The organism is Laspinema olomoucense D3b, assembly GCF_025370785.1.
Lineage (GTDB): Bacteria > Cyanobacteriota > Cyanobacteriia > Cyanobacteriales > Laspinemataceae > Laspinema > Laspinema olomoucense.
Map to the genome: position 1 here is coordinate 1 of NZ_JAMXFA010000013.1, position 15,351 is coordinate 15,351.

A 15,351-nucleotide genomic window follows, 5' to 3' on the forward strand; every position below is an offset into this window, starting at 1 on the left:
CATCATTAAATGGGGCAAACCCTATAATTGCTTTTTTGTCAAGTACAATTTATACCAAATTAGATGAGCTTGCCCTGCGGCAGCAGGGGCGATGGGTTGTGCAAAACTAGGGGGTGCAGTCAACACCGATGAGAGCACCACTGCGATCGGCATCATGCTGAATTTGTTCATCTTATAGCCCTATAGTAATCACCCGAACCGAAATCCAACGGCGATCGCAACCTGAGTCCCTTTCCAGTTTTAAGGCATTTCGGCCAAAATCTACGGGTACAATCTAACGGGCGATCGCCCCTTAAATTAACCCCTTCAGCCCCAATTCTGGCACGGGTTGCGTCTCCCGAAAAAATCCATTATTTAATAATCAATTATTATAGCATGGCTAGTTTTTTTGTCAAGAGACATTAAAAAATTAATCCCCCCCTCAAACTCAACTGCACCCCGGAATCAGAACCCTACTGATGCCTGATACCGAATCCGCATTGGTCGATTCCCAAGCGGGTCCAAAAATGCCGTTAATTTTGAATATCAACCCACCTGAAAGGTAATCCCTAAAGCGGCCATTTGCTCCGTTTGAGAGATGCGAAAACGCGGGTCAAATGAAGCCGTAATATGGCGAGTTTGATTCAAGTCGAATTATAAATTTTCTACCGCAGAAACCGATTCCTTTTCCAACCCTAAAACTCCCTCCCGCGCCCCTCCCGCTGCTGCAATTTGTTATAACTGTTGTCCAAAAGTTTGCGAACATCAACCTAAAGCTCAATTGTGCCGGTTTAAGATTGGCATACCAGAGATCGACTCTGGATTATAAAAATCAGAAATTGAAAAAATACACAACTTTATTAATCCAGATATATCCTTAAAGGATTATTTATTCCAAATTGTTGCTTAAAACTTGAGAACCTGCTTTAAAATGCTATATTTTGATAGATACTCCCCAGACCATTATATTAAAAATAATAGACTTTTGCGGGTTAAAAGGTCTCGGCTTTATCAGTCATGCCTGACCCCAAAAAATTAGGGGTAAATCCGGATAACCGGATTTACCAAATTGAAGTTTGCTTATTGTTGGCGGAAATAGGCGGCTAATCAATCCTGCAGGGAATCTCGGCTAGGGGGATAGCTTTGAAATAAAAAAATAAAAATAAACCAACTTAAATCCCTGTTAAAATGGATGCTTCTTTAACAGGCATTGGGTTGATTATCAAGCCGAATTCATCATAATTTGAGGGGTATTTCTCGGGAGCATTTAGGTCAGACAAAGGCGGCGCAAGACTGAGACGGGAATTGCATAAAACGAGCGCTCACTGTAGGTATCTCCCTTAGGACCTTGCCGCTTTTGTTCTAAGATAAAACTGAGCAACCCGATGACTTCTCCCCATTGATTTAACAGGGGGGAACCACTAATTCCGCCCTGGAGGGGGATGCTCACTTCTAAGACGCGAGCGCTGCATACAGACTGGGGGCGAATCCGGTTGATTAATCCCACGTTACAGTACAGATTTTCTTCAAATTTCCCCTCGTAGACAGCGGGAAATCCTAGGGTTAAAACTCTTTCCCCTACTTCCACCAATTCAGAAAAACCCAATCGCAATGGGGTTAGGGAAACTGAAGTGGGTTTTAAGTGCAAAATGGCTACATCATCGGGTCCCCAATGGGGTAACTGAATCGAGGTAACTTGAAGCATTCCCTGTTGAGTCATCACCTGAATGGTGTGGGGTAAAACACATTCTCCGGTTGTTTCATTGACGACAACATGACGATTTGTTGCTATCCGACTGCCTCCGATGAAAAAGCCGCTGCCATTGCCGGTATGTCCCGGGGAATTTACCTGAATCCAGGCTACAGAAGCCGCATAAATCTGCACAGAATGGTTGAGATTGGTAAAGTCTGGGTTATGAATTCCTAGGGGTTGAGCTTGTGCTTGGAGTAAGGCATGGTAATCTTGCAGTTGTCGCGATCGCGCATAAATTTCTAGTCCCAATTCCACCTGATTAAGAGACAGGGGAGGCTCAATTTGTTTAAAATACCCCATCGCCTCAGAATAGCGGTGAAGACTGAGAAAATGTTGCGCCAATTCTTCCGCATTGCCATCGGGATTGACAGTTAAATTCTCGATCGCACTCAACCATTTGAGATAAGTTCCAACCACTTCCGTTAATTCCGTTACCGCCTCACGAGTTCGCTGAAGTAAATTCGACCCTTCTTGATACATCAGCTTAACGCGATCGCTAATTTGCGTCCCCTTCCAATCTAACGACTGATATCCCTGAATCCAACTTTCACCACTCCGTTTCAAGGTGTCCCAGCGGTCCTGTGCCAACCGCGTTTTCATCTCTAACTCAGGGCGATCGCGATATAGTTCTAACCACATCTGATTGTCTGTTTCCGTTAACCGATAGCGGTCCTGATGGCATTCATAAAATTGCAACCGTTCCTGCAAGCGCACCGTCAATGCCCCCATTTCCATCTTTTCAACGGTTCCAAATTGGGCTGTTAGATCTGCCGCAATTTTTTGGAGATGACCCAACTGTTCCTGATAGGTTTGAGACTCATAAAATTGCGTTTTGAGGGAGGCTTGTTGAGCCGGAGTCAACAAATGAGAATCAGCAATTGTAATGCCACATTGATTCCCCGTACCCAGATCCAACGCTGACACCTTCAGCAAGCAATTCGTATCAATATCAAAAGTCACGTCAATTTTTGGGACTCCCGCTTTTGCCGGGAAAATTCCTTCTAAGATAAATTCGCCGATTTTGAAATTCTCCTCGGGAATTGGCGATTCTCCTTGAAAAACCTGAATGTGAACCCGGCTTTGATTATCTTCAATGGTCGTATAATTATTACTTTTCTTCGTCGGAATCGTGGTATGTTTAGGAATCAGCACATCAAACTTAAACTCCGTGGGGGATACACAAGACTTAATCCCGAGACTGAAGGGAACCACATCCAGTAAAATTGTTTCCTGAAGCGCACCCAACAGAATTGCTGCTTGCAACACTGCACCCCGGGCTACAGCGGTTAACGGATCTAAATCCGCACTCGCTTCTTGTCCAAATACATCGCGAATACATTGCCGTACCGCAGGCATAACCGCCCCCCCACCAATCAGCAAAACCCGGTGGGGTTTATGGGTAATTTTTTGACAAGTTTGGCGAATTTTATTCAGCCAGGGGGCGGCAAGTTGTTCGAGTTCCTGGCGCGTTAGTTCTAAATCAATAGTTGTCCCCTTCATGAATTGGGGAAGCTGAATCGTCCAAGCCTTGCGGGTTGAAAGTTCAATTTTTAACTCTTCGCAAGCTTGACGAAGCCGGGTGGCTGCAAAGCGATCGCTGGCAATTTCATACCCCGTTTCTTGTTCAATTTTAGTCGCAAAATATTGGTACAAAATATCATCTAAATCCGCACTACCCAAAGAATTATCCCCTTGAATTTCTAAGACTTCAAAAACTTTATCCTCCACCTCAATGATAGAAAGGTCAAAAGTTCCCGCCCCTAAATCAGCAATTAAGAGAGTTTCATTTTTAGCAACCCGATGATTTTGCGCCAAACAAGCGGCAGTGGGTTCGTGAATTAGTCGCAAAACATTGATATCCGCCAGCATTCCCGCTATTTTAGTGGCTTGTTTTTGAGCATCATTAAAGTAAGCGGGAACCGTAATCACCACATTGCTTAAAGGAATCGCTAGGGGATAACGGTCCAGATAAGCCGTCACCCATTCTTCTGGTGGCACAGTTCCCATTGCCTGCGCCGCCAGTTTAGAAATCCGTTGGACAATCTTTTGCCGGAGGCGATCGCGGGCTAATTGCCGCGCACAATTAATAATTCGCGCCGAAATCTCTTCGGGACGGTACACCACTCCCCCCGCTTTAAATTTCGTCTCCGTTCCCATCTTCCGTTTTGCCTGGGTGACAATGGCGCGGGGTGATTTCCCCAGTAACTCAGGGATGGGAACCCCCACCAGTTCTCGCCCGATGGGGTCGATCGCAAATACTGAAGGAATTTGCCGTTTTCCCTGCCATTCCACCACTTCCACTTCGGCTGTGCGGTGGTTATACAAACACACAACACTGTTACTGGTGCCGAGATCTAACCCGATCGCATCAATATAGTCCCTTAACACCGCTTCCGTAGCGGCTTGCACCCATCGAGGCGCTTGTTGTTCAAACTTGCGCCGATCCAAAGCTTCAATCTGCGGCAGTTCCTTCGCTACCAAATTCAGCAGGCGATCGCTCACTAAGCCGCGATCGCCCAGTTCCTTGATCCGTCGGAATAACTGCGCTTTTTCTTCCGGCGATCGCTCGGGTTCATACGCTTTTGCCGCATACAGTTCCGCCAGTTCCTCTATCCGTCCCGCTTTTGTGAGTAATTCAATAAAGCGCTCATCAAAAACCACCTGGCGATCGCCCACCTGTTGCCGTCGCAGTTCAGCCGCCCGGTCAAATTCCTTCGCCTGTTCATACATCGCCATCGCGCGATCGGTTTCCCCTAACTGTTCATACAACAGTCCCGCCCTAAAGAAATCTCCCCCTTGTTCCAGCAGTTGTGCCTTTTTCTGGGGAACAAGCGCACTCGTCTCACGATCCGCCTCATCCAGGGCTGATACTGCTTGCCCGAACGCACCGGCTTTTTCAAATAACAAGGACGCGGTAAAATAATCTTGGGCTTGCTGCGCCTTCATTGCCGCTTCTTGATAATTTCCTGCCGCTTCTTCCAACCGACTCCAGGCTTTGTAAACTTCAGTCTCTCTCACTCCTTGTGCTTCGGTTAACTGCACCTCAAACCCAGCGCGAGCCGTTTTGAGGATTTCCCCCAGCAGATGCTGAGTGCGACTGGCTTCGGACTGGACTCGGGATGCTGGGGAATGGTTGCGCCATGCTGTTTCCAGGGCTTTCAGTAGTCGCACCGAGGGCAAAAAATCCTGGTGTTCCAAGTGCGATCGCACAGTGGTTTCCATCCTGTCGCGGATCTGAGCAATCCACTCCGGACGAATGCTAGGACGGAGTTGCACTGCCTCGGGTAAGTTCCCCAGTTGGTAATGACAATCACTCGCCCGTTCTAAGTCTCCCGCTTTTTGAAAATGCTCTAAAGCGGTTATATAATCCCCTTCGTCCCAGAAACAGGACCCCAATTTTTGATGGGCTTGGGCGATCGCCTCCGGAGATTGGATCCGCTCACACAAGCTCAAAAGCTGAAGTGCATTCTCTTTCCCTCCCAACCTCATTCGGTAGGCGATCGCACAACGATAATCTTTCAACTCTTCCGCTAAATTCGCCGCTTCTTCCCATCGCTCAATCAACCCATAAACCGGATGCACACGGGGCAGTTCCCGGGGAGTTAATTGCAAGAAAAAGGCTTTCCACGGTACATTTTCTTGAAAGGAATTAGAACCCAACAATTTGCTCAGAATCGCTTCTAGCTCTCCCGCATCCAAACGCCCTGCTTGCCGACGCTGCACCAACTTCCTCAGCAGTTCATTATCCTCACCTATGCGGGCGGTTTCCACACAAATAAACTGTTGAATTTCCTGGCGAAATGAGGGGTCTTGTACTCGCGCTGATAGTCGCCAAGCTGCATTTAATGCCTGTGCTGTTACTGGGTCTCGTTTCAACAGAATTCCCAGCGATCGCTTGGCCGAAAATGTCCCCGTTGCCGGTAATTCTCCTAGGCGCGGTTCAAATTCCTGAATCACTTGAATCAGGTGAGAGCCATTCCCGCTAGTATAGTGGCCCACTGCATCACATCTTGCTGCGCAGTCCAAAACTTGGGCATAGGTTTTCCAAATCTTTTCCCGGTCTGTATAACTGGGATTCTCCAAGGCTAATAATTGCTCTAAACTTTGGCAACTCCGTCGTAATTGTGGCAACGGATTGCCCACAGCTTTGAGTTTGTCCCACAAATGGGAAAAAAATCTGCGCAGCTTGTTGAAAAATGGCCCCAAGGGGTTGGGTAAATTTAATTTCATCTTAACTAAGCGCTGTACGTTGAGTTTAAGTCCAGATAAGCCGTCTTGAGGACGATAAAAAATCCCTTATTCTATAAGAATAAGGGATTGAGTCAGAAGATGGGGAATTAAGAACACACCCGGGTGAGAATAAATAGGCATCAGGATGGGAGGGTGAGTTAAACCGATGGTCGCCGGTTAGAAAATAACCCCAGTAATGGACCTAACACTGCCCCGATGATGAATCCGCCTGCGTGCGCCCAATAGGCAATCCCGCCACTTTCCATACCGATGTTAGTTTGTTGAGATAGGCCCGCTATACCGTACAATGCTTGCTGGACAAACCAAAAACCTAAAAAAAACACTGCTGGAATGCGGAAAGTAGTGAGGAAAAATCCCAAGGGGACTAAAGTGAGAATTTTGGCTTGAGGATAGCGGAGAATGTAAGCACCCATGACCCCGGCGATCGCCCCGGATGCACCCAATGAGGGAATGGCTGAATCCATCGAGAAAAACCACTGGGCTAATACCGCTATTGCTCCACAGGCTAAATAAAAGATGATGTATTTGATATGCCCTAAGCAGTCCTCGACGTTATTGCCAAAAATCCATAGAAATAACATATTCCCACCGAGGTGCAACCAGCCCCCATGTAGAAACTGAGAACTAAATAAGGTAATCCACTCCGGAACCGTACTAGGGGTAGGTTGTCCGGCAAAGGTGGCACTTAGTTGTTGGGGAACAACTGCCCAATTTTGCAGGAAACTATCTAACTGTCCCTGCTGTTGTAAAGAAAGTTCAGAGAAAAATACCAAAATATTAATGGCGATTAACCCATAAGTCACATAAGGGGTAATTTCCGTTGGCGTTTCATCATGTAAAGGAACCACAGATTTTATCTTGCTTTTTTCAAACGGTTTGGGACCAAGATAACAAATCCCAGGGCGATCGCCAAATAACCAACGGCAGAGATCGCCGCAAAAAACCCCTCTGGCAGGCAGAGGGGTTTGAGCTCAAAGGGCAGAAATTGCCGAAATCCGAAAGCCTAGGGTTTAAGGGACTTTCAGGGCGATCGCCTCATCCGGGAGGATGAGTCAAACAATCTACCAGCCTTTTCCAGCTTGTTCGAGAACGTAAGTAGCGACATCTTCAATTTGATCGTCACTCAGACGACCCCCAAAAGCGGGCATTGCATTCTTACCTTTCGAGACCTGAGTCTTGATCGCCTCTAAAGAATTCATGCCAAATTGATCGAGGGCATCTTGTTTCAGGGTTTTGTTGGCCATAATCACGTTATTGCCGCCCGCATGACAAGCAGCACAGTTGGCAGTAAAGATTTTGGCACCATTGGCGGCATCTCCAGCGAAGGCGGGAGGCACGAAGGCAACGGTCAGGACGGCGATCGCCAGCAAAACGATGGATAATAGTCGCTTCAAAGTAGTTCTCCTCTATTTAACTCAGAATTAGCAGTCAAAAAGTATTTTATCCCGGTTCGTTAACATCGAACGCGATATGCCGAAACGATTCCGTGATGTTTTTCGGAAATTCCCCAACCGAGGCGATCGCCGTACCCCCTAACCCTAGCCCCTCATTTCCTTTCCAAGCCGTATGAGCGCAGGAGAGTAAAAACCTTTACAGTAGAGGCAAAGTCGGCAATTTAGCTCCCCTCCGACATCCTCTTGGAGGGACTCCACCGGGAGGATCTCAACCCATCGGTATTGTGCACTCGTCCTTTACACTGAAGGGTTAGGGGGAGATTTAATAAAAAGATGTAGCTGTCATGTTTGTGTCTTCTCTTAGACAGGCGATCAACCCCCAACCCATCACCACCACGGCAGATACCACCGTAGAAGCCGTGATCGCCCTGATGAGTCGGGCCAGAACCAGTGGTGTCCTCGTCCTAGACTCTCCGCGAGGAAACGAGACTCAACGAGATCAGTTAATGGGGATTTTTACAGAACGAGATGTGGTCAGAATGATTGCCGCATCTCAACAATTTAAGGGCGTGGCCATCGGCGAGGTGATGACGAAAAATGTTCTCACCCTGACCGAATCCTTGACCGATGATCAAGATATCGTCACCGTCCTGACCCTCTTTCGCCAACATCGAATTCGCCATCTTCCCGTATTTGATGCCAACGGAACCCTCATGGGTATCCTCACTCAACAGAGTATCCGCACCGTCCTCAAACCCATCGATTTTATGCGTCTGCGGCGAGTCACCGAAGTGATGATCACTCGGGTGATTCATGCCCCAGTCTCTACCACGGTGCTCAATATTGCCAAACTCATGGCAATTTATAACGTCAGTTGTGTCGTAATCGCTCAATCTGATCACCAAGGTTTAACTCCCCTGGATTCAACTGGGGGAGTTTGGTCCGCAGATAGCTGTCAAATCAAACCCGTTCGGCCAGTGGGCATCATCACGGAACGGGATATGTTACAGTTCCGCAATCTTGAACTAGACCTAGAGCGCCTCCGAGCCGCGACGGTGATGAGTGCCCCCTTATTTCCGATCGCACCGGATGCCTCCTTGTGGGAAGCCCATCAGCAGATGCAGCGGCGGCGGGTTCATCGCTTAGTGGTCGTCGGGAATGAGGGGGAACTGGGGGGAATTATCACCCAGACCAGTTTGTTGCAAGCCTTAGACCCGATGGAAATGTATGCGGAGATTGAGGTTTTACAGGAATTATTGCAACAATCAGAATCGGAACGGGACGCCCTACTCAAGCAACTGATTGCCCGGAATAAATTACTCGAATCTCTGGCACTCACCGATGAATTGACCGGGTTACCCAACCGGCGGGCTATGGAACAGGCGCTGCCCCAAATGCTGCCCCATTCTGCGGCTCAGGAAAAGTCTGTCTATAGCGACTATATCTGCTTATTTGCCATTGATGTAGATTTTTTTAAACGGGTGAATGATACTTATGGTCATCCCACCGGAGATGGAGTGCTTAAAGAAATTGCGGCGCGGTTGCAAAGACAGGCCCGGGCGAATAGTTGGTTTTATCGCTATGGGGGGGAGGAATTTATTTGTTTAACGGTGGGGATTGGACCGGAAGCGGCCTGGGAATATGCCGAAGACTTGCGAGAGGCGATCGCTCAGGAACCGTTCACAAGTGGCGAGGGTGTAGAAATTCCCCTGACAATTAGCATTGGCGGGGCGATCGCCCCACTTTCAGGGATCACCCCCGAAGGGAACAAAATTGGACAAGACCCCCAGGCTTTACTGGAGTTTGCCGATCGCGCCTTATACGAAGCCAAACGAGAGGGCCGCAATCGGGTGCAGTTCTGTCCTTACTCGGAAATCCTCTGCAAATTCGACCCTAACCCTCTCGATGCCCGGTAATGACACTAGCCTTTAAACTCTTCCGTCCCCCATCCTGGCGCTTTCTGAGCCGCCCGCAGAATAAAGGCCGCCATGTTTTCCACCTGCTCCGTCGGCAGCCAAGTTTCCGGCACCTCTCGGCACCAGTAGATGTCCTCGGTGCCGTCGTAACTCATCGGGGAACGCATATAGGCGACCAACCCTTCGAGATTATCCCGGGGGGGTGTCGCGCCCCTGAGGTCCTCTAGGGACAAAGACACTGCCGGATAGGGCAAGGTCGCCCCGCCCACATGACAGTTCAGGCAATGTTGTTTAAATAACTCTTTGCCTTCATGCAAGCCCTCCGGGGAAAATAGGCGGGTTTCTTTTTGGTCATTTATCTCTATCGCAACGGGTTCGGTGACTTGCAAATAGCGGCGCAAATAGAGGTCAATCGAGTCGGCCTGTGCCGGTAATGTGAAATTCATAAAACCCAGGACGATGACGACGATCGCCACCACTGAGCGGATTAAAAATTTTTGCAACATTAGCACTTGAGTTGGGGTGCAGTTTGAGCGCGAATTATGGCTCTGGATTTCCACAGGTGATGAGTCGGGAATCCAGATGGGGGATAAGTACAACAGGGGTTAAAAACTCTCACTCCGCCCCACCAGCCACGGACAACGGTCTGTTTCAGGGTTGATGAGAGAGCGTTTTGGGGTTTGGAGAATCACGCTCTTGTCGATCGCCTCTCCTAGGGGAGAGGGAGTACCGATCGCTGATTTCCCAATCCCCAAAACGCCCGGTTGCACTTGAGTCAGTGTCCTTACAACATCCGTGAGGCCCGGTCGAGTCTGAATGCAGTCTGTAACCGATGGGGAGATTTAGCGGTAGACTTTATTGCCACCCCATTGTTTGCCTTGGATTTTAGGCTGAATGAGGATGTGTCCGGCGATCGCGAACAGATCGTCCTCGGTCAGATTTCTCATTTCGGCGAAAATATCCGCACTCTTAATGCTGGGGTGTAATTCGGAAATGTCCGTCTCCCCGTCATAGCTCGTCGGATTCTTCATGTAGTCAATTAACCCTTCAATCGTATCTCGTCGAGGAGTGGCCAAGGCCAAATCTTTTTGGCTCAAGCTCACGTTGAAGTCAGTTTTGGTCATCCCACCGGCATGGCATTTGGAGCAGGTATCGTTAAATACCCGTTTGCCTCGTTCAACTTGTTGCAAGCTCAACACGACGGTCTGGCCACTGTCGTTTAAGGGTACGGTGCGGATCCCGCGATCGAGTTCCACTGCCGTCGCATTCCCGACAAATATTTGAAAGGTGAAGAATACAGTGGCTACAGCCAGCCAGATGCATCTTTTCAGCATGGTTTTCCTCAAAAAAAAGCGGATATGGTATTGAACGCTAAACACAGCTCAGGCTGGGATTGGTTCGGTTGCTCACGGGTTCGGAACTCTTCCTTTGTCCATCGAATCCTTTTAAAATGCCCCGCCCGCGCTTCCGGTCACGACTTGACAAGTTAGCGCGTTTGTGCATGATTTAGGCTCAATGTCAAGGGTGTTTGTTCGCGATCGCCCGGTAAAATCCCGAACTCGCCTGGGGTCCCGTCATTTGCCGCTAATCTGGGTTCGAGATGCGATCGCACGGTTAAAGCTCGCTCAAGGACATTCCGATCCAGAATTCTCCTGGCGATCGTCGTTAATCTTACTCAAAATTGCCTTGGCATCCTCCAACGCCAGACGGGTTTGAGGACTTTTATAGGCAATCGCGAGCTCATCGCACCACCGCAGGACCTCCTCAATCGGGAGATTATAGTCTTGAGCAATTTCCGAAATCGACAAGTCAGCGAAACCCATAATTTTTGGCAGACAGGTCAAGATTAAGCCATTTTCAATATCATTATCATGCCAGTAAGTGGCACTTTCTAAAAATTGCATTTTTGCTTCAAGGATGGAGGATGCACTAATCTCTGGAACACCCACCACCACTCCGGGAATCCCTCGGGATTTTTTCACTTCTTCTATCCCTGAGTCTCCATACAATCTCTGATAAATTCCCTACAAATTAGGTATTTCTTACCTTTGACTTTTGCTAAATTTTATGCTTATCCCCTGAATAAGGCAACGGACTGGACTGCCAAAGTTTCACGAGAGTCTTAACCCTAGAACCCCGGGATAGTCTTGAAACAACCCTAAATGTAAGGTTGATTCGCCAATCAACCCTACAAGATTTAATAGACATCTTGCCCAATTTTAAAAAGCCCCCCTTAACAAGGGGGGTTGGGGGGAGCAATCCAGATTTTTGCAAGAGATTTAATGCGCCAACCGAGATCTATTCGATCGCCGTGGTACTCCAGTGCATCGCATCCGGTAACGGAATCCGATGAGACAACGGCGACTGGGGTTGATGCAGACAAATCAACTGGGCCAAAGTTTTCTTAATCTGAGTCCGGGGGACGATCGCATCCACAAACCCATGTAACAGCAGGTCCTCTGCCGACTGAAAATCCTCCGGCAGTTTCTCTCTGAGGGTTTGCTCAATCACCCGACGTCCGGCGAACCCAATAGTAGCTTTAGGTTCGGCAATAATAATATCCCCCAACATGGCAAACGATGCCGTCACGCCCCCGGTAGTGGGATGGGTCAAAATCGGAATATACAGCAACTTGTTCTCGCGATGCCGTTCTAAGGCGCCAGAAATTTTCGCCATTTGCATCAGCGACAGCATCCCTTCTTGCATCCGCGCCCCCCCAGAAGCACAGACAATAATTAGGGGTAATCGTTCTCGGGTGGCCCGTTCAATCAGGCGGGTGAGTTTTTCTCCCACCACGGACCCCATACTGCCCCCCATAAATTTGAATTCCATTACCCCCAGGGCCACGGGTAAGCCGTCCAGCTTGCCTAATCCGGTTTTCACCGCATCTAAACAGCCGGTTTTGTCTTGATATTCTCGAAGGCGATCGCTGTAGGATTTGCGATCGCGGAATTTCAGAGCATCCACCGCTTGCAGATTCTCATCTAAAGGCATCCAAGTCGTGCCATCAATGAGCTGGCTAATCCGTTCCAATCCATCGACCCTCAGATGATGCGCACATTCGAGACAAACCATCTGATTCCCTCTGAGGTCCTTGGTGTAGGTCAAAACCCCACATTCGGGACATTTCGTCCATAGCCCATCGGCTATCTCTCGCTCTTGCCGCTCTTGGCTCATGGGGCCTGACTTGCGGCGATTTGCAAACCAATCAAATAGAGACATGAAAACGCTTAATCCCTTCTGTTTGTTACCGATTCAACTTCACGGCCTTTGATCAAAGAAGCCCAAACCGAATGCGATCGCTTCCTCTGCTGACGTTTCTCCCCAAGCTCTGTTATTCAGAACTCGGACCCAGGCTCCTCTTCTTCTGGGGGACTGAGCAACAACAATGCCGTCCACCGATCTTCTGGACGCACTTGCAAGGCGGTTGGACTCCCGGTTCCCAAATATGAAAGAATTCCTAAATCAATAATCCGAGTGGGAATCTCATGGGCCTCTAGCACTTGTTGCATGAACTCAGCCTCCCAGCGATGGCTGGTGGTTTTCACTGTGATCCAGGTCACAATAAACTGATCTTAACTAAGATTGTTTCCAGTTTCATTCTGAGGTCAGGCCCCAGAACCCCAATTTTAACGCGATTTCGCTCTTCAATTTTCCTACAGATTGGTCGAACTGGCACTAAAAAATCCCCTCCCCTGCTTTCTGTGGATTAAATCAAGATCAACAAACTCAATTCTGACGCAGCGAAGGGAACCACAATGCCTACAATAGGATTGAAGAATCAGCCAATCGTCAAACTCTGTTAGCAATCTTAGACCGAAACCCCCATGCCCAGAACACAACGCAACGATAACTTCATCGATAAAACATTCACGGTGGTAGCGGACATCATTTTAAAGATCCTACCCACGAATCAACAAGCGAAGGAAGCCTTCGCCTACTACCGTGACGGAATGTCGGCTCAAGCCGATGGGGAATATGCTGAAGCTTTAGAAAACTATAACGAAGCCCTCACCCTGGAAGATGACCCCTACGATCGCAGTTATATTCTCTACAATATCGGCTTGATTCACACCAGCAATGGCGATCGGGACAAAGCTGTGGAATTTTACCATCAAGCTTTGGAACTCAATCCCCGGATGCCCCAAGCTCTCAATAATATCGCGGTGATTTTGCATTACCAAGGGGATCAAGCCAAGGAAGCGGGAGACACCGAGGGAGCCGAGGAGTTATACGATCGCGCGGCAGATTACTGGAAACAAGCCATCCGTCAGGCTCCCAATAACTACATTGAGGCCCAAAACTGGCTCAAAACCACTGGACGTTCCACAATGGATGTGTTTTTCTAGTCTCTGGGTTCTGTTAGCCTAAACTTTTTGCGGCGATCTCTCCGGTTTGATGCTGTTTTTCCCTCAAACAAAGGGCGATCGCCATCCACCCTCACCCTCTCCATTTACCCATGATTGACCGAGAACAAATTCGCAAAGTCGCCCATTTAGCTCGCCTCGAACTCACTGAAGCCGAAGAGGAACAATTTACCACCCAAGTGGGCAGCATTTTAGAGTATTTCGAGCAGTTGAGCGAACTGGATACGGAGAATATCAAACCCACCACCCGGGCGATCGATGTCAGTAACGTCACTCGTCCCGATGAACTCCAACCCTTTACTGACCTTCAATCCATTATGAACGCCGCCCCTGATGTAGAAGGGGACTTTTTTAAAGTGCCTAAGATTTTGTAGGGTAATTCATCCCATCTCCCTATGAAAACCCCTATTTTTAATAGCCTGCTCACGCGGGCTATTTTCTTGGAAACGATGCGCGGCACTCCTCTAAATATCTGGACTTCCTAAGACCCTCGAACCGCTATAATTCATATCTTCAACTCAGAACCTCCGCCCCATTTTAACCATGAGCACCTACCAATATTATGAATTCCAAGCCTTAGATCGTCCCTTGACTGAGAAAGAACAGGACTATATCCATACCCTATCCAGTCGCGTTCAACTCAACCGGACACAAGCCATATTTCTCTACAATTACGGTGACTTTCGCGGCCAACCGCAACAGCTTTTAGATAAATGTTTTGACATCATGCTTTATACGGCGAATTGGGGGAGTCGCCAACTGATGTTTCGCTTGCCGAAATCTTTGATTAATCCTGTTGACTTAGAACCCTATCAAGTCGCCGATAGTATTAAGATTTCCACAACTGAACAGTCAGTTATTATCGATATCAACGTTTTTGAGGAAGATTTGAATGGGTGGACTGACGGAGAAGGATTACTCCCCCGGATGTTATCCTTGCGCGATGATTTATTACAAGGGGATTACCGAATTTTGTACTTAGGGTGGTTAAAGGCTGCACACCTCTGTGAGGACTGTGACCCAGAAACTTGCATAGAACCACCAATCCCGGCTAATTTACACAACCTTTCAAACCCGTTAAAAGCATTTGTCGATTTTGTTGAACTCAATCAAGATTTAATTGAGGCAGCGGCTCAATTGAGTCCCCAATCTGAAACCCAATCGGACTCCATTCCCAAACTACAGCAAATAATTCCCCAGCTTTCTGAACAAGAACGCAACGACTTTTTAGCCCGCTTGCTACAAGGAGAACTGAATCTCAACCTGAAACTCACCCAGCGTTTGCGATCTTTCTCCAAAAAAACCACCCCTCAAACGGTGTCAGACTCACCACGTCGTTCTTTATCGGAACTGCTCACTATCGCTGTCGAATTAAACCAACTCCGGAAACAGAAAGAAAAACAGGCTGCCAAACAGGAAAAAGTTAAAAAGATTCAGGAACTAGCGCCTCGGGAATCTTACCTTTGGGAACAGGTTTTTCATGAAATTGGAACCAAGCACGTCAAAGGTTACGATCGCGCCATTGTTCATCTACTCAATTTACAGGACATCGCCGAATATCAAGACAAATTATCTGAGTTTCAAGCCCGAGTCCGCCAGATTCAGGAAGACTATAAAAACCTTCGCGGAGTGATGTCCCGATTGCAAGATGCGCATCTCTGGCAAGATTAAATCGAAACCCAGTTTGAGGG

Annotated in this window: 15 protein-coding genes; 4 read left to right on the forward strand and 11 right to left on the reverse strand. The window is 48.1% G+C overall.

The genetic code is table 11. The features are described from left to right. Nucleotides 1-21: 21 nt before the first annotated feature. The 4 genes from NG792_RS11285 to petJ all read right to left on the reverse strand — a co-directional run bounded on the left by NG792_RS11285 (nucleotide 22) and on the right by petJ (nucleotide 7,377). Nucleotides 22-171 (reverse strand): hypothetical protein, encoded by a 150-nt coding sequence (locus tag NG792_RS11285; protein WP_261235505.1) that lies wholly within the window; start codon nucleotides 169-171, stop codon nucleotides 22-24. A 1,075-nt stretch (nucleotides 172-1,246) separates the two neighbouring features. Next, nucleotides 1,247-5,962, reverse strand: a complete 4,716-nt coding sequence (locus NG792_RS11290) for an Hsp70 family protein (RefSeq protein ID WP_261235506.1) — start codon at nucleotides 5,960-5,962, stop codon at nucleotides 1,247-1,249. 158 nt (nucleotides 5,963-6,120) lie between these two features. Further along, entirely contained in the window at nucleotides 6,121-6,831 is a 711-nt protein-coding gene (locus tag NG792_RS11295; RefSeq protein WP_261198280.1) for a rhomboid family intramembrane serine protease, read from the reverse strand. Between the two features lie 213 nt (nucleotides 6,832-7,044). Continuing rightward, nucleotides 7,045-7,377, reverse strand: a complete 333-nt coding sequence (gene petJ, locus NG792_RS11300; protein ID WP_261198281.1) for a cytochrome c6 PetJ — start codon at nucleotides 7,375-7,377, stop codon at nucleotides 7,045-7,047. Nucleotides 7,378-7,721: 344 nt separating this feature from the next. Here petJ and NG792_RS11305 point away from each other — a divergent pair, with 344 nt between their 5' ends. Beyond that, nucleotides 7,722-9,293, forward strand: a complete 1,572-nt coding sequence (locus NG792_RS11305) for a diguanylate cyclase (protein ID WP_261198282.1) — start codon at nucleotides 7,722-7,724, stop codon at nucleotides 9,291-9,293. Between the two features lie 5 nt (nucleotides 9,294-9,298). Here the strand turns inward: NG792_RS11305 and psbV2 are convergent, their stop codons facing one another. From psbV2 to NG792_RS11340, 7 genes are all read right to left on the reverse strand, one after another. Continuing rightward, complete coding sequence (gene psbV2 / locus NG792_RS11310; protein ID WP_261198283.1) at nucleotides 9,299-9,799, reverse strand: photosystem II cytochrome PsbV2; 501 nt, start codon at nucleotides 9,797-9,799, stop codon at nucleotides 9,299-9,301. 99 nt (nucleotides 9,800-9,898) lie between these two features. Beyond that, nucleotides 9,899-10,063, reverse strand: a complete 165-nt coding sequence (locus tag NG792_RS11315; protein WP_261198284.1) for a hypothetical protein — start codon at nucleotides 10,061-10,063, stop codon at nucleotides 9,899-9,901. Nucleotides 10,064-10,135: 72 nt separating this feature from the next. Then, nucleotides 10,136-10,627, reverse strand: a complete 492-nt coding sequence (gene psbV, locus NG792_RS11320) for a photosystem II cytochrome c-550 (RefSeq protein ID WP_261235507.1) — start codon at nucleotides 10,625-10,627, stop codon at nucleotides 10,136-10,138. A gap of 152 nt (nucleotides 10,628-10,779) precedes the next feature. Beyond that, nucleotides 10,780-10,905, reverse strand: a complete 126-nt coding sequence (locus NG792_RS11325; protein ID WP_261235508.1) for a hypothetical protein — start codon at nucleotides 10,903-10,905, stop codon at nucleotides 10,780-10,782. 13 nt (nucleotides 10,906-10,918) lie between these two features. Then, entirely contained in the window at nucleotides 10,919-11,275 is a 357-nt protein-coding gene (locus tag NG792_RS28945; protein ID WP_317618835.1) for a hypothetical protein, read from the reverse strand. Nucleotides 11,276-11,591: 316 nt separating this feature from the next. Beyond that, complete coding sequence (gene accD / locus NG792_RS11335) at nucleotides 11,592-12,515, reverse strand: acetyl-CoA carboxylase, carboxyltransferase subunit beta (RefSeq protein WP_261198286.1); 924 nt, start codon at nucleotides 12,513-12,515, stop codon at nucleotides 11,592-11,594. A gap of 116 nt (nucleotides 12,516-12,631) precedes the next feature. Continuing rightward, entirely contained in the window at nucleotides 12,632-12,856 is a 225-nt protein-coding gene (locus NG792_RS11340; protein WP_261198287.1) for a DUF2007 domain-containing protein, read from the reverse strand. Nucleotides 12,857-13,120: 264 nt separating this feature from the next. Between NG792_RS11340 and NG792_RS11345 the strand changes: the two genes are divergently transcribed. The 3 genes from NG792_RS11345 (at nucleotide 13,121) to NG792_RS11355 (ending at nucleotide 15,331) form a co-directional block, all read left to right on the forward strand. Beyond that, a complete protein-coding gene (locus tag NG792_RS11345; protein ID WP_261198289.1) occupies nucleotides 13,121-13,642 on the forward strand; it encodes a photosystem I assembly protein Ycf3 in 522 nt (173 codons plus the stop codon). Between the two features lie 110 nt (nucleotides 13,643-13,752). Continuing rightward, complete coding sequence (gatC, locus tag NG792_RS11350; protein WP_261198290.1) at nucleotides 13,753-14,034, forward strand: Asp-tRNA(Asn)/Glu-tRNA(Gln) amidotransferase subunit GatC; 282 nt, start codon at nucleotides 13,753-13,755, stop codon at nucleotides 14,032-14,034. A 169-nt stretch (nucleotides 14,035-14,203) separates the two neighbouring features. Continuing rightward, nucleotides 14,204-15,331 (forward strand): hypothetical protein, encoded by a 1,128-nt coding sequence (locus NG792_RS11355; RefSeq protein ID WP_261235509.1) that lies wholly within the window; start codon nucleotides 14,204-14,206, stop codon nucleotides 15,329-15,331. Nucleotides 15,332-15,351 lie beyond the last annotated feature (20 nt).

Bases quoted from the DNA above. Each gene is read 5' to 3' on its own strand.
- NG792_RS11345 (WP_261198289.1), top strand. From the start codon at position 13,121: ATGCCCAGAACACAACGCAACGATAACTTCATCGATAAAACATTCACG.
- psbV2 (WP_261198283.1), bottom strand. From the start codon at position 9,799: ATGTTGCAAAAATTTTTAATCCGCTCAGTGGTGGCGATCGTCGTCATC.
- NG792_RS11305 (WP_261198282.1), top strand. From the start codon at position 7,722: ATGTTTGTGTCTTCTCTTAGACAGGCGATCAACCCCCAACCCATCACC.
- NG792_RS11355 (WP_261235509.1), top strand. From the start codon at position 14,204: ATGAGCACCTACCAATATTATGAATTCCAAGCCTTAGATCGTCCCTTG.
- psbV (WP_261235507.1), bottom strand. From the start codon at position 10,627: ATGCTGAAAAGATGCATCTGGCTGGCTGTAGCCACTGTATTCTTCACC.
- NG792_RS11285 (WP_261235505.1), bottom strand. From the start codon at position 171: ATGAACAAATTCAGCATGATGCCGATCGCAGTGGTGCTCTCATCGGTG.
- NG792_RS11290 (WP_261235506.1), bottom strand. From the start codon at position 5,962: ATGAAATTAAATTTACCCAACCCCTTGGGGCCATTTTTCAACAAGCTG.
- accD (WP_261198286.1), bottom strand. From the start codon at position 12,515: ATGTCTCTATTTGATTGGTTTGCAAATCGCCGCAAGTCAGGCCCCATG.
- gatC (WP_261198290.1), top strand. From the start codon at position 13,753: ATGATTGACCGAGAACAAATTCGCAAAGTCGCCCATTTAGCTCGCCTC.